Source organism: Streptomyces sp. NPDC059477, assembly GCF_042749375.1.
Taxonomy (GTDB): domain Bacteria; phylum Actinomycetota; class Actinomycetes; order Streptomycetales; family Streptomycetaceae; genus Streptomyces.
The window spans coordinates 11,831-36,983 of the sequence record NZ_JBHYUG010000020.1 but is presented as its reverse complement, the minus strand read 5'-3'; the positions used below and the strand labels follow the sequence as shown (position 1 = coordinate 36,983).

Genomic DNA, 25,153 nt, shown 5'->3' with positions numbered 1-25,153 from the left:
GCGCCTGATCACCGCTCTGCTGACCAGGCGCGCGCCCGGCACACCCTCCCTGGCAAGCGGCGAACAGGTGTGGGCCCTCGTCCGTGGACGGCGCCGGCGGCCCCGCCCGCACCGGGCAGGCCCGCGTCGCGGCGGGCAGCCGCGCGGGCGGCGAGATCACCGTCTGGACCGACCGCGCGGGCCGCGTGGTCACCGAACCCGCCACCACCACTCAGGCCCGCGTCCGCGGCTTCCTGGCCAGCGGCATGGCCGGGGTGACCGCGGCCGTCCTGTCACTCTCCGCCAGCAGCATGCTCCGCGGACGCCTGGAGCGGCGGCGCCTGGACCAGTGGGGGCTGGCCTGGGCCCTTCGACGCACCCCGGGGGCGGCAGACGGGATGACACGCGCCCTAGACGTCCCCTTGCGCGCCCCGCACCACCTCACGGCAGAGTCTCAGCAACTGCTCGTCCTTGGGTATGTCATCGCTGCCGTGGCCCCCTTCCCGAGCCAAATGCCGCCGACCCGAACCGAGTTCCGCCTCGATGAGGTCGCGCAATGGTGCGGCGGCCGACCCCATCTCGCGCAGGCCCTCGGCGATCCTGACGCGCGGATACGGGCTTTCCACCCAGGCCGAACGCAGTGCGGGAAGGACCGGCTCCGGATCCGCGTCGATGCGCCAGAGCGCGTATGCCGCCGCCGTACGCTCCCAGACCGAGCCGGACCCCGCCATTCGCCGCAGCCTGCGCAGCGCGGGACGGGCCGTCGGCCCCAGCCCGGCCATTTCCTCCGCTGCCGCCGTGCGCCGGTACGGATCCCTGCTCGCCAACTCCCGCCGTAGCACCGGGAGTACGGCAGTGGCGTCGCCCTCGATCGACCACAGGGCGCCTGCGGCGGCGATGCCGGACCCGCCGCCGAGCAAACCGCGCAGCACGGGAACCGCGTCCCGCGCGGTTGCCCCGAACGCCCTCAGGGCGCGGAGCGCCGCCAGCGTGACCAGTCCGCTCGGTTCCTCCTCCGGGCGGCTCCGCAGCAGTCGCAGCGCCTCCGGTACGACACTTTCCTCGTGCAGTTCGGTGAGGGCCCTCAGCAGCGGTAGCGCGCGGCTGACGGCGGTGGGGGAGTCCGGGGCGACGGCGGCGAGTTCGCGCAACAGCGCGGGCGCGAGCGGTGCCGCCTGCCGGCCGAGAGGGACGACCGCGACGCCCAGGTCGTCCGGGACGGCCGCCCCGGCGAGCACTTCGGCGAGGAGCGGCACCGCGCGCGGGTCGCCGCTCCTGGCGAGCGCCTTGAGCAGACCCCCCAGGGTGGGCGCCCCACGCTCCCAGCGCCGCACCCACAGGTCCGGGCGGGCCGTCGCCAACTCGTGCAGTGCGTCCCCGGCGGGCGCGGCCAACTCGTGGAGATCACCCAGGACGGACACCGCCGCGTCCCGCAGGCCGCCTTCCTCCGCACCCAGTTGCTCCCCTATGAGCGTCACAGGTCCGGCGTAGTCGCCCCGCCATGCGCGGAACAGTCCCGCTGACATCCACACCGCGTTGCACCGGTCCGAGGTGCCTGGACTCATCAACTGCCCGTTCAGGAGCGCGATCCGCTCCGGCACACGGTCGCCGAGTGCCGAATGGAGCGTCCGCAGCAACTGCGAGCCCTCTTCGTCCGACGGCCGCAGCCGCCGGAAATGCCGGGCCAACGTGTCCGTGGCGGCATGACACGGCTCACTCGGCCGCTGTCTCGTCGACCGCTCCCGGAGCAGCCCTACGGCCGTGGCGACCAAGTTCTCCGGAAGGCGCTCGGGCGCTCGCGCGGCGAGCTGACCGAGCGCGGCCAACCGCAGCGCGGGCCCGTTCGGTGGCGCGCTCTGCACGGCCAGGATGTCCAGCGCCGGGCCGGAGTACGCGGGATACCGGCGGGCGAACGCCCCCAGGCCCTCGGCCAGCGCGATCAGGACCTGATCCTCGCGCTCCCGCTCGATGCGATCCCGCAACAGGGCCAGTACGCGCGCCGGTTCGTCTAGGAATCCGACCACCGCGCGGGGCGCCACCCGGCGCACTCCAGCGTCGGCGTCCCCGGCGAGTCGCGCGAAAATCGGCGCACCGGCGCGCACCGCGCCATGAGCCCGCGCGTGCAGCTCTTCGGCCAGGCCGGACACCGCTGCGGCGCCGCCCGCGTCGTCGGTGTCACCGGAGTCGTCCGTCCCGCCCCCGATGCTCACCAGCAACTCGATGATCCCGGCCCGGTCCTGACCCTTCTCGCGCGCGGCCAGGGTGAGCAGAAACGGAACGCACGCGAGCGTCGAGTCGTACACGCTGCCTTGGTGGTGCACCGCGCCGTACATCCCGTCGAGCGCGGTCTCCCGCTCGGCGGGATCCTCCGAGGCGAGCCCCCGCAGCAGTCCCGGCACGTCCCGCGCGGTGCCGTAGGCATGCCTGAGCGATGCCCAGTCGATGTCGTCGATCCCCGTGAACATCCCGTCCTCCCCCGGGCGCAGCGGTCACACTGCCCTTCCGCTCTGGAGTCTGCACCACGGCACTGACAACGAACCGGAATCCGGCCGGGAGGATATGGGATCTGGGACACGTACGCGCGCGGGAGCGCGAGGTCGCAGGGCGCGCGCGTGCGCGGGGACGCCCGCGAACGTACGGCCGAGCGCCGCGCCCTTGCTCACGGTCCACACCCCCGAGCCCGGCAGCCCGTTCGAGGAGAGCTTCAAGGTGCTGGCGAGCTGGGCCCCGGAGTCCCGATGGCACGGGACGCCGCGCCGCGTTCCGAGCACTGACCCCGCCCCCTGCGGCTGATCAGCCCTGCCCCCGCTCTACCCGCCTCACTCGCCTTCCGGCAGCGCCCGCGCCAGGATCGCGTCGATGTCCGCGGTGTCCGGGAGCGTGCCGAAGGAGTGCCCCCAGTCGCCGCCCAGCCGGGTTGCGCAGAAGGCGTCGGCGACGGCAGGCGGGGCATGGCGGACGAGGAGCGACGCCTGGAGCGTCAGGGCCATCCGCTCGACCAGACGGCGCGCACTCGTCGGCGTGGCGGTGGCGAGAAGCTCCTTGAGGCTGACCATCGCGGCGTCCAGACGGGCGTCCGCGCCGCGCGCGAGAGCCAACTCGGCGAACAGGGCGTCTGCGGTGCCGGGCTCGCGGCCCAGTGCACGCAGCACATCAAGTGCGTTGACGTTGCCCGAGCCTTCCCAGATCGACAGGAGGGGCGCCTCACGGTAGTGCCGAGGCATGCCCGATTCCTCGACGTAGCCGTTGCCGCCGAGGCACTCCAGGGCCTCCGCGGTGAACGCCGGGCCGCGCTTGGTCACCCAGTACTTGCCGACGGCCGTGGCGATCCGCCGGAAGCCGCGCTCAGACTCGTCGCCACGCACCGCGCGGTCGGCTGCACCCGCCAACCGCAGCGTGAGCGTCGTCGCGGCCTCCGCCTCCAGGGCGAGATCGGCCAGGACATTGCGCATCAAGGGCTGATCCACCAGCAGCGCGCCGAAGGCACTGCGGTGACGGACATGATGGCCTGCCTCGACCAGCGTCTTGCGCATCAGGGTCGCGGAAGCCATCACACAGTCCAGACGTGTGCAATTGACCATTTCGATGATCGTTTTGACGCCCTGGCCCTCCGGTCCGACCAGCCAGGCGATCGTGCCGTCGAACTCGGGCTCGGACGAAGCGTTCGACCGGTTGCCGAGCTTGTCCTTCAGCCGCTGGATACGGAACGGATTGCGCGTGCCGTCCGGCAGCACACGCGGCACCAGGAAGCACGACAGGCCGTCCGGGGCCTGCGCCAGCACCAGGAACAGATCGCACATCGGCGCCGACGTGAACCACTTGTGCCCGCGCAGGATGTACACGCCCGATTCGGCGGTCGGCGTGGCGATCGTGCTGTTCGTTCGAACATCGGAGCCGCCCTGCTTCTCCGTCATCCCCATCCCCGCGAGCAGCCCGCGTTTCTCGCTCGGCACCCGCAGACCCGGGTCGTACTCCCGGCTGGTCAGCTGCGGCTCGTACGCCTTCGCCAGCTCCGGCTGGCGACGTAGCGCCGGGACGGCCGCATAGGTCATCGACGTGGGACAGCTGTGTCCGGCCTCACTGTGCCCCCACACCAGCCCGCCGGCCGTACGGGCGACATGCGCGCCGGGTCGGTTGTCCGCCCAGGGCGCACCCGCGAGCCCCTCCTCCACCGCCACCCGCATCAGCTGGTGCCAGCTTGGATGGAACTCCACCTCGTCGATCCGGTTGCCGAAACGATCGTGAGTGTGCAGAACGGGCTCATGGCGGTTCGCCAGCTCACCCCACTCCTGAGCCTCCACCCCACCGGCCCGCCGCCCCAGCCGCCGAAGCTCCCTCTCCGCCCATCCGGCCCCCTCCCGGCGCAGCCCCTCCAGCAGGGCCACGTCGTCGGACGCGTCGTAGGGAGCGAGCGGAGACGGTTGATTGATCACCTCATGGGTGACGTGCGGCTCGCCCGAGGGGAACGTGTCGTGCGCGGATATGGAGGCCATACCACGAGTGTTGCACTATTCCTACGAGTGCAGCAATAGTGCAACATCGCTCGCGCGTAAGGTACGGCCATGCATGTGCAGGTACGCCCATGAATCCGCCCGTCCGCCCCGCCGAGCCCGGCGTCGAGCTGCGCTCGCTGTCCGCGCGGTCGGTCGTGCTGAGCCTGCTGCTCGGGGTGCATCCGCCCGAGCTGCCCGTACGGGATCTGGTGAGCGCGGTGGCGCCGTTCGGGGTCGGCGGGTCCACCCTGCGAGCGGCGCTCAGCCGGATGGTCGCAGCCGGTGATCTCCGGCGCGCGGGGACCGTGTACGGGCTCAGTGACCGGCTGCTGGAACGACAGCGCCGCCAGGACGAGGCCGCGGAGCCAGGCACGCGCGCGTGGGACGGTGACTGGGAGATGGCCGTCATCACCGCCACCGGCCGCGGCCCCGCCGAGCGCGCCGAGCTGCGCGCCCGCCTGACCGCCCTGAGGCTCGCCGAACTCCGCGAAGGCATCTGGCTGCGCCCGGCCAACCTCCTTCGCCCGCTGCCGGCGGATTTCGCCCAGGTCGCCCAGCGCTACGCGGCCCGCCCGGAACAGCCCGCGAGCGAACTGGCCGCGAGCCTGTGGCCCCTCGAAGGCTGGGCAGGCACCGCGCGGTCCCTGCTCGCCCACGTAGCGCGAGTGCGTCGTCCGGCCGAGCGTTTCACCGCGTTCGCGGCCGTCGTACGGCACCTGCTCGCCGACCCGGTCCTGCCGCCCGAGCTGCTGCCCCCGGACTGGCCGGGAACGGCCCTGCGGGCCGCGTACGCGGGCTATCGGACGGAGGTCGGAGGGCTGGTGCACCGGACGTGAGACGGCGGCCGACACGGCACTCCGGTCGCCTCCACGATGCGATCGCCGCCGAAGTGCCCGTGAGCTGCCCTATCCCGCCGGTGACGGAATCAGGCTGGAGAGATGCTTCACGCACTGCCCGTCGTGCCGCGACTGCGGACCGTGCGAACGCTTGCTGCCGTCGACGGCGACGAGCGTTTCTGTTCGTATTTCGATCTTCCGCTCACCCAGTCCACGACCACGCAGCAGTTCCGGGCGCTGCGCGAGAACGGAGTGATCCATCAGACGTACCGCGGCACGGCCAAAACGAATGGCCCAGGACCAGGACGGTCTAGACGGCCTTCTCCCGGGGCTGCTGGGCGTCCTGGTCGGCGCCCCCGACAGCTGGGCCGTCCGGCTCGGCGAGGGCTGAGCCCGCTTTCGCGGGAAGATGATTGAAAACCAGATTGAGCACGATCGCGGACAAGCAGCCGGCGCTGATCCCGCTGTGCATGATCGTCTGGAACCAGTCGGGGAACGCGTCGTAGATCGTCGGAACACCCACTGGCAGCACGCCCATCGCCACCGAGACCGCGACCACGGTCAGATTGTGATTGCCCTGGAAGTCGACCTCGGCCAGAGTGCGCAGGCCGCTCGCCGCGACCGTGCCGAACATGACCAGGCCCGCACCGCCCAGCACCGCCGCGGGGATGGCCGCGACCACCGCGCCCAGCTTCGGCAGCAGGCCCAGCAGCACCAGGATGCCGCCCGCCGCGGCCACCACCCAGCGGCTGCGCACCCGGGTCATCCCGACCAGACCGACGTTCTGTGCGTACGCCGTGTAAGGGAAGGTGTTGAACACTCCGCCGAGCACGGTCGACAAGCCGTCCGCGCGCAGCCCGTCGGCGAGCGCGCGCGGCTCGACCTTCCGCCCGGTCATCTCGCCGACCGCGATGAAGTCACCGGTCGTCTCGGTCATGCAGACCAAAGCGACAATCAGCATCGAAACGATCGCCGACACTTCGAAGGTAGGCGCCCCGAAGTGGAACGGCGTACTGATGCCCAGCCAGTCGGCGTCGCCCACGCCGCCGAAGTCCGTGAACCCGAACGGCACCGCAACCACCAGGCCCACCGCGATGCCGATCAGCACCGCGATCCGGCTGAGGAACACCGGTGCGAACCGCTGCACGCCCAGCACCACCGCCAGCACGAAGGCCGCCAGCGCCAGATTCTTCGGCTCGCCGAAGTCCTCCGCGCCGGCACCACCGGCCGCCCAGTTGCCCGCGACCGGCAACAGCGACACGCCGATGATCAGAATGACCGTGCCCGTGACGAGCGGCGGGAAGAAGCGCAGCAGCCGTCCGAAGAGCGGCGCCAGGAGCATGATGGCGAGCCCTGCCACGATCACCGAGCCGTAGATCGCGGGCAGCCCGCCACCCGTCGTACCGATCAGCACCATCGGCGACACGGCGGCGAACGTACATCCCTGCATGATCGGCAAACGAACACCGAAGCGCCAGAAGCCCACGCACTGGATGAGCGTCGCTATTCCGCACACCAGAAGATCGGCTGTGATCAGATAGGCCAGGTCAGCCGGCGGAAGGTTCATCGCGCCGCCGACGATCAGCGGGACGGCCACGGCGCCCGCGTACATCGCGAGCACATGTTGCAGGCCGAAGGCGGCCAGTTGGCGTATGGGCGGGACCTCGTCCACCGGGTGTATGAGAGCGGTTTTCGTCATGGGCGAGACCGTAAGTCTCTTAAACAGTTTGTTGATTTCTAGGGTGTTGCCGCTTCGTGTCCGCGTGTGGGGCGTCTTCAACCGATCGCCCCCCGCGCGAACGAATCACGGGGTCGACTCGGCCTGTGCCTCTACCGGGCCTTGTCTCCGTGCGCGGCGGTCATGAGCGATCGCCAGTCGGGCAGTTTCACCACGCCACCCCTGTCCAGGGACGCGCCCAGCGCCGCCTCAGCCCGTTCGATCGACTCCCAGCCGGACCATTCGACCGGGCTGAACCCCTCGGCCCGCAACCACGTGATCGGATCACCACCTGGCTCTGTTCGTACGATCACGGAGGCGTCCTCCAGGAGCGACGTCACCGTCTCTTTCGCGCACGACCGGTTGGTGCCGATCACGCCGGTCGGGCCGCGCTTGATCCAGCCCGCCACGTACTCGCCCGGCGCCACCGCGTCCTCGCGCAGCACCCGCCCGGCCCGATGCGGCACCGTCCCCCTCGCTGCGTCGAACGGCAGCCCCTCCAAGGGCACGCCGCGATAGCCGACCGAACGAAGCACCAACTGTGCCTCGATCTCCTCGCACTCTCCGGTGCCGCTGACCCCGCCGTGTCCGTCCGGCACCGTGCGCTCGAAGCGGACTCCCGCCACCTGCGTGCCGGACGGGTCGGCGAGGAGTTCGACCGGGCGGAGGAAGAACCGCGCGTGGATCCTGCGCGCAGCGCCCCGGGGCTGGTGGTCTGTCCAGCCACGCAACGCCTCGATGTTCCGCCGCTGCACGGCCGGCAGCGCTGACGGGTCCCCGTAGGCCGGATCCAGGCCCAACTCTCCGGCATTCAGCAGTACGTCCGCCTCGGGGAGCCCGCCCAGCTCGCGCAGCTCCTTCGTGGTGAAGCGGGCCTGGGACGGGCCTCGCCGTCCGACCATGTGGATGTCGGTCACCTGACTCGCGGCCAGCGCCGTCAGGGCGGCCTGGGGCATGTCGGTCGGGCTCAACTCCACCGCGCCGCGCGCCAGGATCCGCGTCACGTCGACCGCGACATTGCCGACACCGATCACCACGGCCGAGCGCACATCCCGTACGAAGCCGTCGTCCACGGCGTCCGGATGAGCGCTGTACCAGGACACGAACTGTGTCGCCGACCAGCTCCCCTTCAGATCCTCGCCCGGAATGCCCAGCCGTCGGTCGGTCGCGGCGCCCAGGCAGTACACCACCGCGTGATACAGCTCCCGCAGCCGTTCGACCGGCACGCCGCCCGAACCGATGTCGAGGCCGCCGAGGAAGCGCACTCGATCGTGTTCCAGTACCGCCCGGAGATTGTTCTGGAGGGATTTGATCTTTTCGTGATCCGGTGCCACCCCGTAGCGGACCAGACCGTACGGGCACGGCAGCCGATCGATCACATCGACATGCACCTCGGGATCGAGCTGGACCAGGTTCTGGGCGGTGTAGACCCCGCTGGGCCCGGAACCGACGACGGCGACACGCAACACGGCGGAACTCTCCTTGTCCGTCCTGTCCGGTCACCCGGAGCCTGGCAGGAGATCGCTGATGCCTCCAGCATCGCACCGGGTCCCCGAGAGCGGGAGGGGTGCGGCACTGCGCTAGCGGAGGGCGTGCCGTGCGTGACCGTTCGCGGGAATGTGATCACGTGATTACGTTGCGTATATGCCTGAAGCGTCCGCTCGTGATCTCTTTGATCGCTGCCGAGGGAGCGGGAAGTACCCGGTGCCCGCGGTGGGTCGTGGTCGATCGCTCAGCGCATCTCCTGCATCCGTCCGATCTCGGACGTCTGCTGGGCGATCACGTCGTCGGCCATCTCCTCGATCTGGATGTTGTTGCCTTGTCCCTTGACGTCCGTGGCCATCGTGATCGCACCCTCGTGATGAGTGATCATCAGTGTCAGGAAGAGCTGATCGAACGCGCTGCCCTTGGCTGAGCGAAGGCTCTCCAGTTGCCCCTCGGTCGCCATCCCGGGCATCGACGCATGGTCGTGACTGCTGCCGGAGTCGTCCTCGCCGTCCTTGCCGTGCCGCGTCAGCCACGCCTCCATGGCGGCGATCTCCGGCTCCTGGGCCGCCGCGATGCGTTCGGCGAGCCCCTTCACCGCTTCTGACTCCGCCTGCTCGGAGGCGAGTTCGGTCATTTCCAGGGCCTGCGTGTGATGCTCGATCATCATTCGCGCGTACGACACATCCGCCGAGTTGGGCGCGTCGTCCTCTACGCGCTGTTCCGCGGCTTCCTCGGCGGACAGGGTCTGATTCTCGTCACCCGGTTCGCCCGGCAACAGCACCGAGGGCCCGGTCGCCGTACCTGACGTGGGTTCGTCGTCCGACCCGGACTCACACGCCCCGAGCGCCAGCACGGCCACCATGGCCGTGGCAGCGGTGGTGAGGGACGCGCGAGAAGCACGGCGGAAGAGCACAACTACCTCCTGTGGCAGGCGGGACGGCGAACACCGCAAAGGTGCGCTTTGTGAGCGCAGGTGACTGTCCTAGCACGCTTCAGCGCTCGACCGATCAGAAGACTGCATTACGACTCCGTTGCACCCTATTGATCTGTGCATGACGGAGACGATACTTCGGTTGATCCGTTAAGCGTTCCCTCGCGAACGGAACAAGGGAGGACGCAGTGACCCTGTTCAACCGATCCCGGAGTCGACACAGACGACTCGGAGTTGTCGTAGCCGCGGCCGGACTCCTGGCCACGCTGCTGACGGCCCACCAGGCCGCAGCCACCCCCGACCCGGGTGACACCCCGGCCGGGGAGCAGTCGGTGTCCACGAGCGATCAGGCCGAGGCGCGCGCGGCGATAGCCGCCGGCGACATACCGGCCCAGGACGAGATTGTTCATTCGTCCAACATCCAGCACCTTGCGAACATCCCCAAGGATGTTCTCCCGGGTACCAACTCGGACCTGGCCTTCCAGGGCAAGTACGCGTTCGCCGGCAACTACGACGGCTTCCGCATCTTCGACATCAGCAACCCGAAGGCGCCGAAGACCGTCTCCCAGGTGCTGTGCCCCGGATCCCAGAACGACATCTCCGTCTCGGGTGACCTGCTGTTCCTGTCGACCGACTCCTCGCGCAGCGACAGCAGTTGCAACAGCACCACGCAGCCCACGACCGAGAAGTCCTCCTGGGAGGGCATGAAGGTCTTCGACATCAGCGACAAGCGCAACCCCCGGTATGTCGCCGCCGTCGAGACCGCCTGCGGTTCGCACACCCACACCCTGGTGCCGGAGCGCAAGAACGTCTACGTGTACGTCTCCTCGTACTCGCCGAACGCCGCCTACCCGGACTGCCAGCCGCCGCACGATGGCATCTCCATCATCAAGGTGCCGCGCGACGCCCCCGAGAAGGCGAAGGTCGTGGCCTTCCCGGTGCTGTTCCCGGGCGAAGGCCCGGACGGTGGCGGCAACCCGGGCGGACCCACGAACCCGGGCGTGTCGAAGACCACCGGCTGCCACGACATCACCGTGCTGCCCGAGCAGGACCTCGCCGCGGGCGCCTGCATGGGTGACGGCATTCTGTTCTCCATCAAGGACCCGGAACGGCCGAAGGTCATCGATCAGGTCCAGGACAACGTGAACTTCGCGTTCTGGCACTCGGCTACCTTCAACCAGACCGCGAACAAGGTCGTCTTCACCGATGAGCTGGGCGGGGGCGGTGGCGCCACCTGCAACGCGGCGATCGGTCCGAACCGGGGTGCCGACGGTATCTACGACATCGTCGGCAAGGGCGACAAGCGCGAGCTGGTGTTCCGCAGCTACTTCAAGATCCCGCGGCACCAGGCCGACACCGAGAACTGCGTCGCCCACAACGGCTCGCTGATCCCGGTCAAGGGCAAGGACCTGATGGTCCAGGCGTGGTACCAGGGCGGTGTCTCGGTCTGGGACTTCACCGACTCGTCCCGCCCGAAGGAGATCGCCTACTTCGAGCGCGGTCCGCTCTCCACCGACACGCTCACGGTCGGCGGCTCGTGGTCGGCGTACTACTACAACGGCTACATCTACTCGAACGACATGGCGAAGGGCTTCGATGTACTGAAGCTCAACGACCGTCGTACGGATCCGGCGCGCTGGGTCCAGCTGCGGGAGCTGAACGTGCAGACCCAGCCGGACTATTTCGACTGACCGGCTGATCGATCGCTCAGCTGCCGGTTGATCGATTGATCGGCTAGCGAGGCTTCGTGTCCGGGGGTTCGTCCGGCGCGAAGAACCGTGACAGATCCCGCTCACACGTCCCGCCGGGCGCCTCGGCATCCGGCGGGACACCCTGCTCCCAGTCGAGCCCGTAGCGCCGGAAGAGTTCGGCGCGGACCGCGGCGATCGGCATCGGGACGTTCGGCAGCACCATCGCGTAGACCGCGCCCATCAGCAAGGACCGCATCATCGGGTAGTCGGCCTGCACGTCCCTGGAGCCGCGCCGGGCGACCGTGTCCCGCAGCAGCTCCGCGAGGCGGCGTTGCTCCGGACACTGCACAAAACCCTCGGCCTGGAGCAGACCCGCCATGTGCTGGCGCATCAATACGGTCTGGTCCCGGGCCAGGCCCAGGATCGCGTCGATCGCCCGCGCCATCCGCTCCCGGCCGTCGTCGGTGCGCGGCTCGCGCTCCAGGCCCTCCTCCAGCGTGCGGTGCATCAGACGGTGCACCGCGGACTGCACCAACTGGCGCTTACCGGGGAAGTAGTACGACACCAGGCCACGGGCCGAGCCCGCGCGGTCGGCGATGTCCGCCAACGTTGTCGCCTCATAGCCGCGTTCGCTGACCAGTTCGATCGCAGCGTGGAGCAATCGCTCACGCGAACGGCGCCGCAGCTCTTCATTGACCTGGGCGCTGCGCGGGGACATGCTGTAACTCCTGCGTTGACTGGCTGCCAGCCAACTATACTCAGGGCGTCCGGACCGGTTCCTGCGCGGGCCCGGCCTGGCCGCCGCCTGCCTCGGGCGACACGGGGGATCGTCCGAGGTGGGCGGTTCTGTATGCCGGGATGGTTTGCCAAGGCTACTAACCTGGCCGTGGGAGGCGCCCGCCCGGCACGGAACCAGCGTGTCTTGGTCGGCAGATCAAGCGGCTGTCGAGCGATCCCCGGGCCGACGGACCAGCAGAGTGCCGGATCGCGGGATCGATCGATCAATGTTCGATGTTCAGTCGATCAGATCCAGTACCGGGCGCAGTGCATCCGGTCGCTTCCCCGCCGGCAGGTGATCGACGAAGTGAACCGCGCACCCGAGGGCCGCGGCTCCGCCGTCCGCCTGCCGGTCGTCCCCGACCATCAGTACCTCCCGCGGATCCACGCCGAGGGCCGCGCAGGCGGTCGCGAAGAGACGGGTGTCGGGCTTGCGCATGCCGTGTTCGTACGAAAGTACGTATGTGTTCACATGATCATCGAGTCCGTGGGCGCGGAACACCGGGCGCGGGTCCCACCCGATGTTGCTGACCACGCCGACCTGGATGCCCCGCTCGCGCAGCCCGGCCAGGACCTCCCGGGCATCCGGGTACGGGGTCCAGGCGGCGGGTGTCATATGGCGGTCGTAGAGCGCGTCGTGCAGGTGCTCGGTGGGCAGCCGCACTTGGCGGGAGAGGCCGGTGTAGGCGGCCCGGTGCAGTTCGGCGCTCTCGTCGCGTACCTCCCACAGCCCGGCCAGTTCCGTGGGGAGGTGCTGCGGATTCGGGCCGCCCGGCAGCGCGCCCGCTGCCTCCAGGGCCTGGGCGAGTGCGGCCACCTCGGCCTCCGGGAGGCCGATCCCGGTCTGGTCCAGGACCGCGCGTAGCCAGGAGTCGGTGGTTTCGACGCGGAAGAGGGTTCCGGAGAAGTCGAAGAGGACAGCGATCATGCGGCGATCCTAGGGGTGGCCGTTGGGAGGGGGGCCGGTATCGGGCCACCCTTGTCGCCGGTCGCCAGCCGCGTCGCAGCGGTCAAGGTCTCTCCGGCCGGAATCGCTCATGCACCGCCACCGCCGCCGCGATCACCATCGCCCCCAGCAGCCAGCCGCCCACGACGTCGCTCAGCCAATGGACGCCCAGCCACACCCGGGTGAGCCCGACGCCGAGGACGGACACGACAGCCACTGTGGTGGCCCAGCGCAGGACCTTCCGGGAGGCGCCGTAGCGGTGGAGGAGCCACACCAGTAGGCCACAGATCACCGTGGCGGTCATGGCGTGGCCGGACGGGAAGGCCGCGTAGTGGGCCGAGTCGACCGGGTCCGGCCAGACGGGGCGTTCGCGGCCGACGGCGGCCTTCAGGCCCTGCTGCACCAGCGTGCTCACCGCGACCGTCACGAGCAGCCAGGCCGCGGTGAACCAGGCCGCGCGGCGCCACACCAGCCAGATGATCACGGCTGCGCACAGAATGCGCATGGTCAGCGGATCCCACACCCAGTCCGTGAGGATCCGGAACGCATGCGTCAGCCCGTCCTCGCTGACCGCCCAGCCGTGCGTGGTCCGAGCGATCCGCTCATCGACCGTGATCAGCGGGCCCCACGACACCGCGACCAAAATGAGCAGCGCAAGCGAGCAGACCGCGAACGCGAGCGCCGCGCGGAGAGCGGTCCGGTGCTGTGGTGGACGGGTGGGGCGGTCGACGGGCGTGGTGGTCATACTGCAATTCTTGCCGACCGGTGGGGCGCGAGGCCACCGTCGGGGCCTGTGAAGGGTTGCTAACCCAGCGCTCTCAGTCCGGGCACGAAGGTCACCAGCACCGGGATCACCGGCACCAGCGCCGCCGTCGCCGTCAGCCGCAGGCGGTGTATCGCCGGAAGGCGCTCAGGAGCGGTCAGCAATCGCTGCACGCGCTGCGGCACATGCGCCTGGGAAGTCGGGGAAGGACCGAACACACCGCGGTGTTCGTTGAGTTCGACCAGCGCGAGTGCGGTGGTGAGCCGACCGAAGCGGCGGGACGCCATGTCGTCGGCAGCGAGTTCCACCAGCCGGTGCATCTCCTCCCGGAACGCCGCGAACACCGGCACCTGGGGGAACCCGGCCGCCAGCGCCGCCGAACAATGCCGCAACCAGTCGTGCCGCGCCTGCGCGTGTCCCTCCTCGTGCGCCACCACCGCGTCCAGCTGGCGGCCCTTCAGTCGGCGCAGCGCGGCCGTCGTGACCACCATCCGGGGCGGCGTCCCCGCCAGCCACCAGGCATCCGGCCGCTCGCCCTCCAAGACCACCAGCCGACCCGCGGCGGCCTTCTCGCCGGGCAACAGCGGTGCCTGGAGACGGAGTTCCGCCCGCCGCAGCTGATGCCGCGCCCGGGCTCGCGCGATCTCCCGCAGCAGCATGGCGCCGCTCCACAGCCCGGCCAGCGCGAGCGTCACCGCCGTCGCCGCCGCCCAGGGCCCGGCCGCGCCCAGGGCGTACGCCTCCACGACCGCGTTCGGCGCCGGCGCGAACACATGTCCGCGCACTGCCTGCCAGGCCGCCGCCGCGCTCAGCGTCATCGACAGCGCGCAGCACATCAGTACGGCCGCCACCACGCACTGCCACGCCCACAGGGCGACCACCGGCTCATGGTCCGGCCAGGCGGCACGAGCGAGCATCCTGGGGCCGAGCACAGCGGTCAGAACGCCGAGCAGCAGCAGTGCCGCGGGGACCATCATGGGCCGCAGCCTACGAGGGGGCGGGTCTCCCGGGGTACGGGCCTCGCCCGCAAAGTGACGCAGACCACGGTTTCGTCGCGCCGGGCGCAGGCACCGGGTAGGTTCAGTCCCCGCCCTTCCACAGGCGCCGCGTATGCCGCCCCGGTTGCCCGCCCATCGTGCTCAGGGCGTCATGTTCGTTTGCTCTGACTCCATGTGCCTTCGCTCCGCCTGAACGTGCCTCTGCCTGGCATCACGAACATCTGCTGTTGCGCCCTCGCCCGAATCCGATCAACCGGGAATGTTCAGATGAGCATCAGCATCGCCACCATGGCGATCCCCATCGACAGGCGGCACGCCTGGGTCAACTCCGGCCGGTCGCCCCACCCCACCGGCGCTCCCGCGACCCCCGGTACGGGAATCAAACGCATACCGGACACCAGTACATAGCCCGTGAAGTAGAGCAGGAACGCCCCCGTGACCAGCGGCAGACCGGCCGAACTGCCACCGTGAACATGCCCTTGCCCGGCGGAGATGCCCATTACGACCGCCATGTAGACCATCGCCAACGCGCCGACCGCGTGGTGCAGATGATGCGCGCCTTTGTGAGCGACCCATAGCGCGCGTAGTCCCGCCGCGCCGAACACCACGGCGTAGACCGGCCAGGTCCACGACGGTGGGGTGAACACCGTCGTCGGCACGGCCATGGCTGCCATGCCGAATCCCATCAGGGCCTCGTCACCTGCCGTACGGCGCTCCTCCGCGGCGGCGCCGCGCATCCGCCGCACGCAATAGGCGCCGGTCACGGCGCACAGCGCCACCAGTAGCCATCCGGGCGAAGCCGGTCCGTGCACGCGCACCTCCCCGCTCGACACACGGTCACGGATGCGATGCCCGACCCGCGCGGCGCGCACGCGAGCGCATGGGCGTACACGGGGAGCGTTCATGGGAGCACAGGAGGCAAGGGACGGGTGGGACGGGCCGATGTATCTCCGCTGCGGAAGGGGCCGTGAACGGGCCGCGCGGGCGCTGCGGAGGTTCGCCACGCGCGGGCCGACGCCGAGGCCGACCGCCCCGTACTCCTCGCTCTGGAATTCGCCCGCCGCTCCTTGGGCCGTCGCGCCCGCCGAGGTGCGTGCCACCGACGATGCCGTGTCCGGTGAGTGGTGGCAGTGGACGCGCAGCCTGTGAACGGGGGTGGGGCAGTGCCACCGGGCTTGGGTGGCACAAACCCGGTGAGCGGTCGCGGCAGACTTGTCGGCACGAGCGCGGCGCCGCATGAGCGGTACGGCTGAGCCGCGCGGAAGCGACCCTGTCCGGGGCCGGGGCCGGGGATACAGCCCTCACGCCCGCGAAAGGCACCGCCCCGCCACTCCGCAGCGACCTGCGTGCTGGAGCCGCGAGAAGGGCTCAGCTCGCGGCGTACACGCCGAACGCCGCTCCCTGTGGATCCCGCAGTACCGCGATCCTGAGGCTGTCCTGAAAGGTCGTCGGCTCCATCAGGACAGTGCCGGACGCGCTCGTGGCCATGGCGGCGGTGGTGGCGACATCGGTGACCGCGAAGTACGGCAGCCAGTGCGGCGGCACCTCGGGCGGGAACTTGTCGTCCATCGTCGTCATCCCGCCGAAGTCCGCGCCCGCGATGCCCCATTGGGGATAGCGCTCGGAATCGCTCACGGTCCAGCCGAACACCTGCGGGTAGAAGGTCCTGGCCTGGTCGGGGTTTCGGGTCCGCAGTTCCACCCAGCCCAGCGAGCCGGGCGCGTTGAACAGTCCGGCGCCCTCGAAGGCGCGCGGCTGCCACATCTGGAAGACCGCGCCCGTCGGATCGGCGGCGACCGCGAAACGGCCCACGTCGAGCACATCCATCGGGTCGAGCAGAAGGGCCCCGCCCGCCTCTGACACCGTCCGCGCGGCGGCGTCCACATCAGCTGCCTGGAACGACACGTTCCAGGCCACCGGCTGCGACTCCTGGTACAGCGGGGTCAGCGCGGCCACCGGCGCGTCCCCGAGATACACCATCGTGTAGCCGCCCGCCTCCCGGCGCGGGTCAGTCTCCGTGCGCCAGCCGAACAACTCCGCGTAGAACGCTTTGGCCGCCTCCAGGTCGCCGGTGCCGACCTCCGTCCAGCAGGGTCCACCTGGGACCGGCTTTTCGAGCCTCATGGCGGTCCTTTCCTGGTGTTCCTGCCGCAGGGGGGACCCTGTGGCCGCTCGGGCGTGTCCTCACCACCATCGTGCGACCGGGGGACGCGCCGCGCGACGCGTGACGCCGGACCCGCGGCGGAAGCGTCACCATCGCCCTGTCCCATACCGTCTCGCGCGCCTCGCCCTCCCTGTCGTAAGCTCCCCGCATACCGCATCGCATGGCGGCCTCCCAGTAGCTCACTCCATGACCGGAGGTCACCCATGCCCACCGTGCGTCCCTTCCACCGCGCGGACCGTGATCAGCTCACCGATCTGATCAATCTGCACATTGCCGCCGTGGTCCCCGGCGTCGGCGTGTCCGTGAACACCGTGCTCAGCTCGCTGGAGCGGCAGCCGGACGAGTTCATCACCGATCCGTGGGTCGCCGAGCGGATCACTCTGGTCGCCGAGGAGCGGCGGCACATCGTCGCGGCGGCGCATCTGCTGCGCTACCGCGCGGACGACGAGGTCGGCGAGGACTATCGCGGCGTGGGCGAGATCAGCTGGTTCGTCGGTCGGCCCGAGGCGTCCTTCCTGCCGGACACCCACAAGGCCGCCGAACTGCTGATGAACGCCTGCCTGGCCCAGCTCGCCCGCTGGGACGTCCGGGTGTGCCTCGCCGACGGTGCCCTGCCCGCGCCTGCCGTGTACGGCGTGCCCCAGCCCTGGCCGCACATCCGGGCCGTGTACGAGAACGCCGGTTTCCGGCACGTCGGAGGCACCGAGGTGCTGCTGATCGCCCGGGTCGCCGATCTGCCGGAGTCGGTACCCGAGCCCCGGCCGGGGGTTCGGGCCGTGCGCACCCTGGGGGAGTGCGGCACTCGTTTCACGGCGTACAGCGCCGACGGTGACGCAGCCGGCTTCATCGAGGTCGATACGTCCCTCGCCCGCCCCGAGCGCCACACCCGTGCCGCCGGTCTCGCGGACATCGGCAACCTGGTCGTCGTACGGGAGAACGAGGGATGGGAGGAGTGGCTGCTCGGTCAGGCCGCCGACTGGCTTCGGCTGTGCGGGGCGGACCGCCTTCTGACGTACGAGGAGGCGGACGATCAGGTTGCGATCGATCGTTTGATCACGGCCGGCTTCCGGGAACTCACCCGCACCGACCGAGGATGGCGGTACGGGTCCGACGGTCGCTGAGCCCCCGGACCCTTCCCAATCGCTTCCGACCGTCCCTGATCGACTTCGATCGGCGGTGCCGAACTCGTGGCACACGGCGAGGTCAGGAGGCGAGGTCAGAAGGCCGAGCGGCCCTCCCGGGGACGGCTGATCGCCCGGCTTGGGGGTTTGCCGCGCGCGTTACGCTCGTCCCTGCCGAGCCGTGCCGCTGAAACGGAGAAGTGCCCCATGGACGCCCGCCCCGCCACCGACGGACTGACGTACCGCGATGCCACCGACGCCGATGTGAACGATCTCGTCGCGTTGATCGAATCGGCCTATCGCGGAGACTCCAGCCGGACCGGGTGGACCACCGAGGCGGACATCCTTGAGGGGCAGCGCACCGACGCCGAGGGCGTACTGGAAGTGATCAAAACCCCGGAGGGCGGCTTGCTGACGGTCGAGCGGGACGGCCGGGTCGTCGCGTGCTGCCAGCTCGAACACCGTAATGATCATGCCTATTTCGGCATGTTCGCGGTCAGCCCCGCCCTCCAGGGCGCCGGCCTCGGCAAAGACATCAGCGCCGCGGCCGAGCGGCGGGCCCGCCACCTCTGGGACGCCGCAGAGATGCACATGACCGTGATCACCGCACGGGAGGATCTGATCGCCTGGTACGAGCGGCGTGGTTACCGGCGTACCGGGCAGACCACCCCGTTCCCGTACGGCGAGGAGCGGTTCGGGATTCCGCAGCGGGACGACCTGGAGTTCGAGCTGCTGGTCAAGGATCTGTAGCGCGCGTCCCGGCGGGCCGTGACGGGGCCCGGCAGGGCGTCACGCGTCCCGCCGGGCAGCTACGCGGTGAAGCGGCCTGTTCGTTTGATCTCGGGATGATCGGTGGTCGCGCCGTCGAGTTCCAGGGCGCGTACCAGCCGCAGCTGGTCCTGGGTGTTGACCACCCAGCCGATGATCCGCAGATTCGCCCCGCGCGCGGCTTCCGTGACTTCCAGGGTGAGACGGCGAATGTTCAGGCAGATGGTGCGCGCACCGACCTGGACCGCGCGTTCCACGATGTCCGTGCCGTACCGGCTGCCGATCAGCGCGGTACGTACGCCGGGCACCAGGCGGCCGATCTCCGCGATCGCCTCGTCGTGGAAGGACGACACCTCCACCCGCTCCACCAGATTCCGGTCCCGCACCACGTCGGCCAGCGCACGGGCCGCGGCGGTGTCCTTGATCTCGACCTGGAGCGGGGAGCGTACGGCGTCCAGCACCTCTTCGAAGAACGGGATCCGCTCGCCACGCCCGGCGTCCAGCGCGCGCAGCTCCGCGAGGGTCTTCTCGGCGACCGGGCCGGTGCCGTCCGTGGTCCGGTCCACATCCTCGTCGTGGAGAACGACCAGAGCGCCGTCCTTGCTCAAGTGAACATCGAGTTCGATCATATCGAGGCCGGCGTGTTCGGCGGCCACGAACGAACGCAGGGTGTTCTCGGGCTCGACGCCCATGATTCCGCGGTGTCCGATGGTGAGGAAGTTCAAGGTTCAGCTCGCTTCCGTCGACGGGCAGGCGGCCGTGCGGACAGCGGCCGTCCGCGCGGTATGAATTCCGCACTTTAGTGGCCGGGACGTGAGATGAACCCGCACGTACGCTGCGGATCCGCCCCGAACGGCGCGCCGGATCCGGGAAGCCGGGCGACGCAAGGCCCGCACCCCGGCCGCAACTCCTTGCGGCAGCTGCCAGCGCCCCTGCGGAGCCCTGGCAGCGTCCTTGTGGCACCCCGGGAGCATCTCCATACGGCGCCCCCGCCCAGAGTCCCTGCGACACCCCCGGGAGCCCCTCCGGCACCGCGCCGGCGTCCTTGCGGTGCCCCGCGAGCGGCCCCGGCCCCCTGGGCCCCTGGCCCCCCGGCCCCCTGGGCCTCCGCCCGGCCCCGGCCCGCCGGGCCCGTCCCGGGCTCACGCGTCCCACCCGTCCCACCCGGACCCGCCCCCACGCCCCCGAACCACACCCAACCGGTCCGCCACCCCCGTACCCCGCAGGAAAAAACACGGCGACCGGCGGGGGAGCGCAGGATAATTTCCCGAGACGCCGCTTGCTGGGAGAAAGCTCGTACGCATACGGTGTTCCTACGCGAGGTTCTCCCGTGGAGGATGGGACATGACGGAAATTCTTGTGCAGCCGACCACCAATGGGCGGGTTCCTGCTGCGCCCAGGGTGGTCGAGCATCCGGCGTGGCCCGCGCTCAAGGGCGCCGTGGAGCGCATCCGCGACTGGCAGTCCAAGGACGGTTCGGTCGATCTCGCCGCCGAGGGCGCCCCGGCCCGCGCGGACGTGGAGCGTGCCGTCGCCGAGGTGATCGACGCCGTACAGGTGCTGTCGCCGCTGCTGCCGCACGACGCCGCCTATCACGCGGCCCTGGCCGAAGATCTGCGGCGCTGGTCGGTCGGCGGGTTCCTGGTGCCGGACTTCCTCGACTCGCTGCTGGCCTTCCAGCCGGCCGCCGATCGCCGCGACGGACTCCAGCATCTGGTCGTCTTCCCGATGTACACCCAGAACGGCAACCCGGACCGCAATCTCGAAGCGATCGTCCTGAGGATGGTCTGGCCGGACTGGCTGGCGGAGCTGGAGCGCACCCGCTACGACAACCCGCTGTTCTGCGGCATCACCTTCGAGGACTTCACCTCCGGCTACGACACCAACTCGGCCGTGCTCTTCCCCGAGACGATCGCCGTGCGCGAGGCGCCAGAACGTTTCTCCTGGGGCGGAATCTTCTGCGACCGCGAGGCCGCGCGCTTCCGCCGGGTCACCGCCGCCGCCGTCGATCTGCTGGGCCTGGCGCTGCCCGAGGACGTCGCCGCGATGGTGCACGACCAGAGGCGCTGCGAAGAGGCGTTCGTGCTGTGGGACATGGTCCACGACCGCACCCACAGCCACGGTGACCTGCCGTTCGACCCGTTCATGATCAAGCAGCGGCAGCCGTTCTGGATGTACGGCCTGGAGGAGCTGCGCTGCGACCTGACCGCCTTCAAGGAGGCCGTCAAGCTCGCCCAGGACGGTGTCCCGCAGGCCCGCGACGTGCAGTACGCCGTGCTCTTCGACCGGATGTTCCGCTTCCCGGTCACCGGCGAGCGCGTCCGCAACTACGACGGCCTCGGCGGCCAGCTCCTCTTCGCCTACCTGCACCGGCACGACGTGGTCCGCTGGACCGACAACAGGCTCTCCATCGACTGGGAGCGCGCCCCGCAGGTCACCAACCAGCTGTGCGCCGAGATCGAGACCCTCTACCGCGACGGCATCGACCGCCCCAAGCTGGTCCACTGGTTCAAGGGGTACGAGCTGGTCGCCACGTATCTGTCCCCGCACCCGGGATCCAAGTGGGCCAAGGGCCCCGACGCCCTCGATCTGTCCCTGCCGCCCCGCAAACTCGTCGATGACGTGCTTCCCGACGAGTTTCCGCTCAGCATGTTCTATGAGGCGCTGTCCAAGAAGCTGAAAAGCGTGATCGCCTCGACCCGGGGTATCACCAGGGACACCGCCGAGCGGGTCGCCGCGTGAGCGACCGCATCGGAAACGCTGCTCAGGAGGCGAGGAACATGGGGAACGGGGCTCTCAGCGGCGCGGTGATCGCGGTGGCCGGGGCGGGCGGGCCCGCCGGGCGGGCCGCGCTGGTGCGGCTGGCGGAGGCCGGGGCGACCGTCATCGGCTCGGACAACGATCCGGAGCGGCTGGCCGAGGCCGTGGACGCGGCCAGCTACGCGCACGGAGGTGCGACCGTCATCGGCGACACGGTCGATCTGCTCGACCGGGAGTCGTCCCAGGACTGGGCGAACCGCATCGAGAAGGACTTCGGGCGGGTCGACGGCCTGGTGCATCTCGTCGGCGGCTGGCGCGGCAGCGAGACCTTCACCAAGACCCGCCTCGACGACTGGGACTTCCTGGAACTGCTGCTGATCCGCACGGTCCAGAACACCTCGCTCGCCTTCCACGAGGCGCTCCAGCGCAGCGACCGCGGCCGGTACGTGCTGATCAGCGCGGCCGGGGCCAGCAAGCCCACCGCGGGCAACGCCGCGTACGCCGCCGCCAAGGCCGCCGCCGAGGCATGGACGCTGGCCCTCGGTGACTACTTCCACAAGGCCGGGGGCGAGGGCGGACCCAACGCGGCGGCTGCGATCCTGGTGGTCAAGGCGCTGGTCCACGACGCCATGCGCGCCGACCGGCCCAACGCGAGGTTCGCGGGCTTCACCGATGTCACCGACCTGGCCGACGCTGTCGTAGGCGTCTGGGACAAGCCCGCCGCCGAAGTGAACGGACAACGTCTGTGGCTGACCGAGAAGCCGTGAACCCCCCGAAGACCGACGCGCGCCGTCACCACGACCCGCAGGTCCGCGGCTTCGCCAGCGACAACTACGCCGGCGCCCATCCGGAGGTGCTCGCCGCCCTCGCGCTCGCCAATGGCGGCCACCAGGTCGCCTATGGCGAGGACGACTACACCGAGCATCTCCAGAGTGTGATCCGCAGCCACTTCGGGGCGACCGCGGAGGCCTTCCCGGTCTTCAACGGCACCGGCGCCAACGTCGTCGCGCTCCAGGCCGTCACGGACCGCTGGGGCGCGGTGATCTGCGCCGAGAGCGCGCACATCCACGTCGACGAGTGCGGGGCGCCCGAGCGGGTCGGCGGACTGAAGCTGCTCACCGTGCCCACACCCGACGGCAAGCTCACGCCGGAGCTGATCGACCGGCAGGCGTACGGCTGGGACGACGAGCACCGGGCCATGCCGCAGGTCGTCTCGATCGCCCAGAGCACCGAGCTGGGCACCGTCTACACCCCGGACGAGATCCGCGCGATCTGCGAGCACGCCCACGGCCTCGGGATGAGAGTCCACCTCGACGGCTCCCGGCTCGCCAACGCAGCCGCGTCCCTGGACGTCCCCATGCGGGCGTTCACCAACGCCGCCGGTGTCGATCTGCTCTCCCTGGGCGGCACGAAGAACGGCGCGCTGTTCGGCGAAGCGGTCGTCGTGCTCGACCAGGACGCGGTCAGCCACATGAAGCACCTGCGCAAGCTGTCCATGCAGCTCGCCTCCAAGATGCGGTTCGTGTCCGTGCAACTGGAGGCCCTGCTCGCCAGGGACCTGTGGCTGCGCAACGCCCGCCATGCCAACGAGATGGCCCAGCGACTCGCCGAGGGCGTCCGCGCGGTGCACGGCGTGGAACTGCTCCACCCGGTCCAGTCCAACGCCGTCTTCGCCCGGCTCCCGCACGACGTGACCGTACGGCTCCAGCGGCGGTTCCGTTTCTACTTCTGGGACGAGGCGGCCGGGGATGTGCGCTGGATGTGCGCGTTCGACACCACCGAGGACGACGTGGACACGTTCGTCGCGGCCCTCAAGGAGGAGATGGCCGGCTGAGCCGACGGCTCCGCTTCGACGCGAATGACATGCGATGCGTGCATAGGTATGCGGTCGCTTGTAAATGCATTGACGTTCGGGTGATCGTATTCCTATGCTCTGGGGGCATGCAGCTGATCCAGCACGACCCCGACCTGTCCGCGTATCTGGCCGCCGGCCAGGTCATCGACCATGAGCATCCGCTCGTCCGGCAGACCTCCGCCCGGCTCGCGCGCGGGGCCGCCGACTCGTATGACTATGCGCGGGTCGCCTTCGAATTCGTACGCGATACGATCCCGCACTCCGCCGACAGCGGCGATCTTCGCGTCACCTGGCGTGCCTCGGACGTCCTGGAGCGGCGCACCGGCATCTGCTACGCCAAGGCCCACGCGCTCGCCGCCCTGCTGCGCGCCGAGGACATCCCGACCGCGCTCTGTTATCAGCGGCTGCGGCATGACGGGGGCGGCGGTCATGTCGTACACGGGCTGGTCGCCGTCCGCTTCAACGGCGCCTGGCACCGGCAGGATCCGCGCGGCAACAAACCGGGCGTGGATGCCCGGTTCTCCCTGGACGGTGAGCGGCTGGCCTTCCCGGTCGATCTGGAGTCCAGTGAGGTGGACTATCCAGTCCTGTACGCTGAACCGCACCCGGTCGTCCTGGATGCCCTCAAGGCCGCCCCCGACCGGCCTCACCTCTGGAAGACCCTCCCCACCGCGCTCTGAAGGCAGGCCATGACGTTCTCCCTGACCGTGTCCGACGAGGTGCACGCCCTCGTGCCCGGCTTCACCCACGTCACCGTCGAAGCCCACGGACTCGTCAACGGGCCCAGCACCGAGGCCGGTTCGGCGCTGCTGGACGAGGCCGCCGAGCGGCTCGCCGTACGACTGGCCGGGCGGGCGCCGCACGAGGACCCGCACATGGCCGCCTGGCGTGCCGCCTACACCGCGTTCGGCGCCAAGCCCTCCCGCACCCGCAACTCCGCGGAGGCGCTGGCCAAGCGGGCGCTGACCGATGCCGGGCTGCCCCGGATCAACCTCCTGGTGGACCTCTACAACGCCATCAGCGTGGCCCATCTGATCCCGGTCGGCGGGGAGGACATCGACCGGATCGAGGGCGGCATGCGGCTGGTGCGGGCGCACGGCGACGAGGACTTCGTGACCGCCGCCGGGGGCGAGGAGACCGTCGAACACCCGGAGCCTGGCGAGGTGGTGTGGCGCGACGGTCTCGGCGTCACCTGCCGGCGCTGGAACTGGCGCCAGGGCCCGCGCACCCGGCTCGGCGAGGGGACCACCTCCGGCATCTTCCTGCTGGAGAGCCTCGCGCCCATGCCGGTCGCCGAGGTGGAGTCCGCCGCGGCCGAACTCGCCGAACTGCTGGAGAAGTTCAGCCCCGGCGCGGAGATCACCCTAGGCAGCGCGAGCCGCTGATCCGGGGAGGATCGACTGATCGGACGATCGATCAGTCGACCGATCGAACGACCGGCCTGGTCGTGGCCCGGTCGGCGTCCAGCCGTCCTCCCTGCCGGGAAGCGGCGCCCCCTGGAGGAAGGCCCGGTACGCGTCCGCGGCGTCGGCGTCCACGGCCGGATCCTCCGGTCCGTACCGGGTGTCGCTCCGGTCGCGCTTCGGGCCGGAGATCCAGAAGACGTCGTCGCTGTCGACGTCGTGGAAGTTCGCGTCGAACATGCCGCCACTGGTGGCGCGTCGCAGGGTCCGCCCCTGGAAGTAGGCGGTCTTCCAGGTCTTGGAGAAGTCCACCCAGCCGATCCAGGAGGGGCCGCGGTCGATGTCGTAGCCCGTTTTGAGCTGGACGAACATGATTCTGCGAGGCATGGCCCCAGTGTGGCCGGGCCTGCCGCCGCGGCCCACCGGTTTTCGGGGTGCTATCGCCGCGGGGGGGGCGCGCCGG

Annotated in this window: 24 protein-coding genes; 10 read left to right on the top strand and 14 right to left on the bottom strand. The window is 70.1% G+C overall.

Features of this window, described 5'->3' with window-relative positions:
- Positions 1-389: 389 nt before the first annotated feature.
- Positions 390-2,444 carry a HEAT repeat domain-containing protein gene (locus ACFXAZ_RS13335; RefSeq protein WP_384588973.1) on the bottom strand — a complete coding sequence of 685 codons (2,055 nt, stop codon included), beginning with the start codon at positions 2,442-2,444 and terminating at the stop codon, positions 390-392.
- A gap of 354 nt (positions 2,445-2,798) precedes the next feature.
- Positions 2,799-4,472: an acyl-CoA dehydrogenase family protein gene (locus ACFXAZ_RS13330; RefSeq protein WP_384588970.1), complete on the bottom strand. Its 1,674-nt coding sequence runs from the start codon at positions 4,470-4,472 to the stop codon at positions 2,799-2,801.
- A gap of 89 nt (positions 4,473-4,561) precedes the next feature.
- Here ACFXAZ_RS13330 and ACFXAZ_RS13325 point away from each other — a divergent pair, with 89 nt between their 5' ends.
- Positions 4,562-5,308 (top strand): PaaX family transcriptional regulator C-terminal domain-containing protein, encoded by a 747-nt coding sequence (locus ACFXAZ_RS13325; RefSeq protein WP_384588967.1) that lies wholly within the window; start codon positions 4,562-4,564, stop codon positions 5,306-5,308.
- Between the two features lie 69 nt (positions 5,309-5,377).
- On the opposite strand, the gene ACFXAZ_RS13320 is transcribed toward ACFXAZ_RS13325, so the two are convergent.
- The 4 genes from ACFXAZ_RS13320 to ACFXAZ_RS13305 all read right to left on the bottom strand — a co-directional run bounded on the left by ACFXAZ_RS13320 (position 5,378) and on the right by ACFXAZ_RS13305 (position 9,426).
- Positions 5,378-5,569: a hypothetical protein gene (locus ACFXAZ_RS13320; protein WP_384588964.1), complete on the bottom strand. Its 192-nt coding sequence runs from the start codon at positions 5,567-5,569 to the stop codon at positions 5,378-5,380.
- A 49-nt stretch (positions 5,570-5,618) separates the two neighbouring features.
- On the bottom strand, positions 5,619-7,007 hold the full coding sequence (locus ACFXAZ_RS13315; protein ID WP_384588961.1) for a nucleobase:cation symporter-2 family protein: 1,389 nt from the start codon (positions 7,005-7,007) through the stop codon (positions 5,619-5,621).
- Between the two features lie 131 nt (positions 7,008-7,138).
- Entirely contained in the window at positions 7,139-8,494 is a 1,356-nt protein-coding gene (locus tag ACFXAZ_RS13310; protein ID WP_384588958.1) for an FAD-dependent oxidoreductase, read from the bottom strand.
- Between the two features lie 263 nt (positions 8,495-8,757).
- Positions 8,758-9,426, bottom strand: a complete 669-nt coding sequence (locus ACFXAZ_RS13305; protein WP_384588955.1) for a DUF305 domain-containing protein — start codon at positions 9,424-9,426, stop codon at positions 8,758-8,760.
- Between the two features lie 206 nt (positions 9,427-9,632).
- Here ACFXAZ_RS13305 and ACFXAZ_RS13300 point away from each other — a divergent pair, with 206 nt between their 5' ends.
- On the top strand, positions 9,633-11,135 hold the full coding sequence (locus tag ACFXAZ_RS13300) for an LVIVD repeat-containing protein (protein ID WP_384588953.1): 1,503 nt from the start codon (positions 9,633-9,635) through the stop codon (positions 11,133-11,135).
- Between the two features lie 43 nt (positions 11,136-11,178).
- Here the strand turns inward: ACFXAZ_RS13300 and ACFXAZ_RS13295 are convergent, their stop codons facing one another.
- From ACFXAZ_RS13295 to ACFXAZ_RS13275, 5 genes are all read right to left on the bottom strand, one after another.
- Positions 11,179-11,853, bottom strand: coding sequence for a TetR/AcrR family transcriptional regulator (locus tag ACFXAZ_RS13295; RefSeq protein WP_384588950.1), 675 nt, complete (start codon positions 11,851-11,853; stop codon positions 11,179-11,181).
- Positions 11,854-12,150: 297 nt separating this feature from the next.
- Positions 12,151-12,840 carry an HAD family hydrolase gene (locus ACFXAZ_RS13290; RefSeq protein WP_384588947.1) on the bottom strand — a complete coding sequence of 230 codons (690 nt, stop codon included), beginning with the start codon at positions 12,838-12,840 and terminating at the stop codon, positions 12,151-12,153.
- Between the two features lie 82 nt (positions 12,841-12,922).
- On the bottom strand, positions 12,923-13,603 hold the full coding sequence (locus tag ACFXAZ_RS13285; RefSeq protein WP_384588944.1) for a phosphatase PAP2 family protein: 681 nt from the start codon (positions 13,601-13,603) through the stop codon (positions 12,923-12,925).
- A gap of 59 nt (positions 13,604-13,662) precedes the next feature.
- A complete protein-coding gene (locus tag ACFXAZ_RS13280) occupies positions 13,663-14,598 on the bottom strand; it encodes a M56 family metallopeptidase (RefSeq protein WP_384588941.1) in 936 nt (311 codons plus the stop codon).
- Between the two features lie 284 nt (positions 14,599-14,882).
- Entirely contained in the window at positions 14,883-15,431 is a 549-nt protein-coding gene (locus tag ACFXAZ_RS13275; protein WP_384588938.1) for a DUF5134 domain-containing protein, read from the bottom strand.
- A 91-nt stretch (positions 15,432-15,522) separates the two neighbouring features.
- Between ACFXAZ_RS13275 and ACFXAZ_RS13270 the strand changes: the two genes are divergently transcribed.
- Positions 15,523-15,768, top strand: a complete 246-nt coding sequence (locus tag ACFXAZ_RS13270; RefSeq protein ID WP_384588935.1) for a hypothetical protein — start codon at positions 15,523-15,525, stop codon at positions 15,766-15,768.
- Positions 15,769-15,987: 219 nt separating this feature from the next.
- Here ACFXAZ_RS13270 and ACFXAZ_RS13265 read toward each other — a convergent pair whose 3' ends face one another.
- A complete protein-coding gene (locus ACFXAZ_RS13265; protein ID WP_384588932.1) occupies positions 15,988-16,743 on the bottom strand; it encodes a VOC family protein in 756 nt (251 codons plus the stop codon).
- Positions 16,744-16,986: 243 nt separating this feature from the next.
- Between ACFXAZ_RS13265 and ACFXAZ_RS13260 the strand changes: the two genes are divergently transcribed.
- Together ACFXAZ_RS13260 and ACFXAZ_RS13255 are read left to right on the top strand one after the other, a co-directional pair.
- A complete protein-coding gene (locus tag ACFXAZ_RS13260; RefSeq protein ID WP_384588929.1) occupies positions 16,987-17,904 on the top strand; it encodes a GNAT family N-acetyltransferase in 918 nt (305 codons plus the stop codon).
- 207 nt (positions 17,905-18,111) lie between these two features.
- Complete coding sequence (locus tag ACFXAZ_RS13255) at positions 18,112-18,654, top strand: GNAT family N-acetyltransferase (RefSeq protein ID WP_384588925.1); 543 nt, start codon at positions 18,112-18,114, stop codon at positions 18,652-18,654.
- Positions 18,655-18,713: 59 nt separating this feature from the next.
- On the opposite strand, the gene ACFXAZ_RS13250 is transcribed toward ACFXAZ_RS13255, so the two are convergent.
- Complete coding sequence (locus ACFXAZ_RS13250; protein ID WP_384588922.1) at positions 18,714-19,397, bottom strand: glycerophosphodiester phosphodiesterase; 684 nt, start codon at positions 19,395-19,397, stop codon at positions 18,714-18,716.
- 619 nt (positions 19,398-20,016) lie between these two features.
- On the opposite strand from ACFXAZ_RS13250, the gene ACFXAZ_RS13245 reads away from it, so the two are divergent.
- The 5 genes from ACFXAZ_RS13245 (at position 20,017) to ACFXAZ_RS13225 (ending at position 24,672) form a co-directional block, all read left to right on the top strand.
- A complete protein-coding gene (locus tag ACFXAZ_RS13245) occupies positions 20,017-21,414 on the top strand; it encodes a DUF6421 family protein (RefSeq protein WP_384588919.1) in 1,398 nt (465 codons plus the stop codon).
- Between the two features lie 38 nt (positions 21,415-21,452).
- On the top strand, positions 21,453-22,199 hold the full coding sequence (locus ACFXAZ_RS13240; RefSeq protein WP_384588916.1) for an SDR family NAD(P)-dependent oxidoreductase: 747 nt from the start codon (positions 21,453-21,455) through the stop codon (positions 22,197-22,199).
- Positions 22,196-23,266, top strand: coding sequence for a threonine aldolase family protein (locus ACFXAZ_RS13235; protein WP_384588913.1), 1,071 nt, complete (start codon positions 22,196-22,198; stop codon positions 23,264-23,266). The genes ACFXAZ_RS13240 and ACFXAZ_RS13235 overlap by 4 nt, the downstream gene beginning before the upstream one ends.
- Positions 23,267-23,373: 107 nt before the next feature.
- Complete coding sequence (locus ACFXAZ_RS13230; protein ID WP_384588910.1) at positions 23,374-23,967, top strand: transglutaminase domain-containing protein; 594 nt, start codon at positions 23,374-23,376, stop codon at positions 23,965-23,967.
- Positions 23,968-23,976: 9 nt separating this feature from the next.
- Entirely contained in the window at positions 23,977-24,672 is a 696-nt protein-coding gene (locus ACFXAZ_RS13225; protein WP_384588907.1) for a B3/4 domain-containing protein, read from the top strand.
- On the opposite strand, the gene ACFXAZ_RS13220 is transcribed toward ACFXAZ_RS13225, so the two are convergent.
- Positions 24,652-25,077, bottom strand: coding sequence for a hypothetical protein (locus ACFXAZ_RS13220; protein ID WP_384588904.1), 426 nt, complete (start codon positions 25,075-25,077; stop codon positions 24,652-24,654). The two genes, ACFXAZ_RS13225 and ACFXAZ_RS13220, sit on opposite strands and share 21 nt — an antisense overlap.
- Between the last annotated feature and the right edge of the window lie 76 nt (positions 25,078-25,153).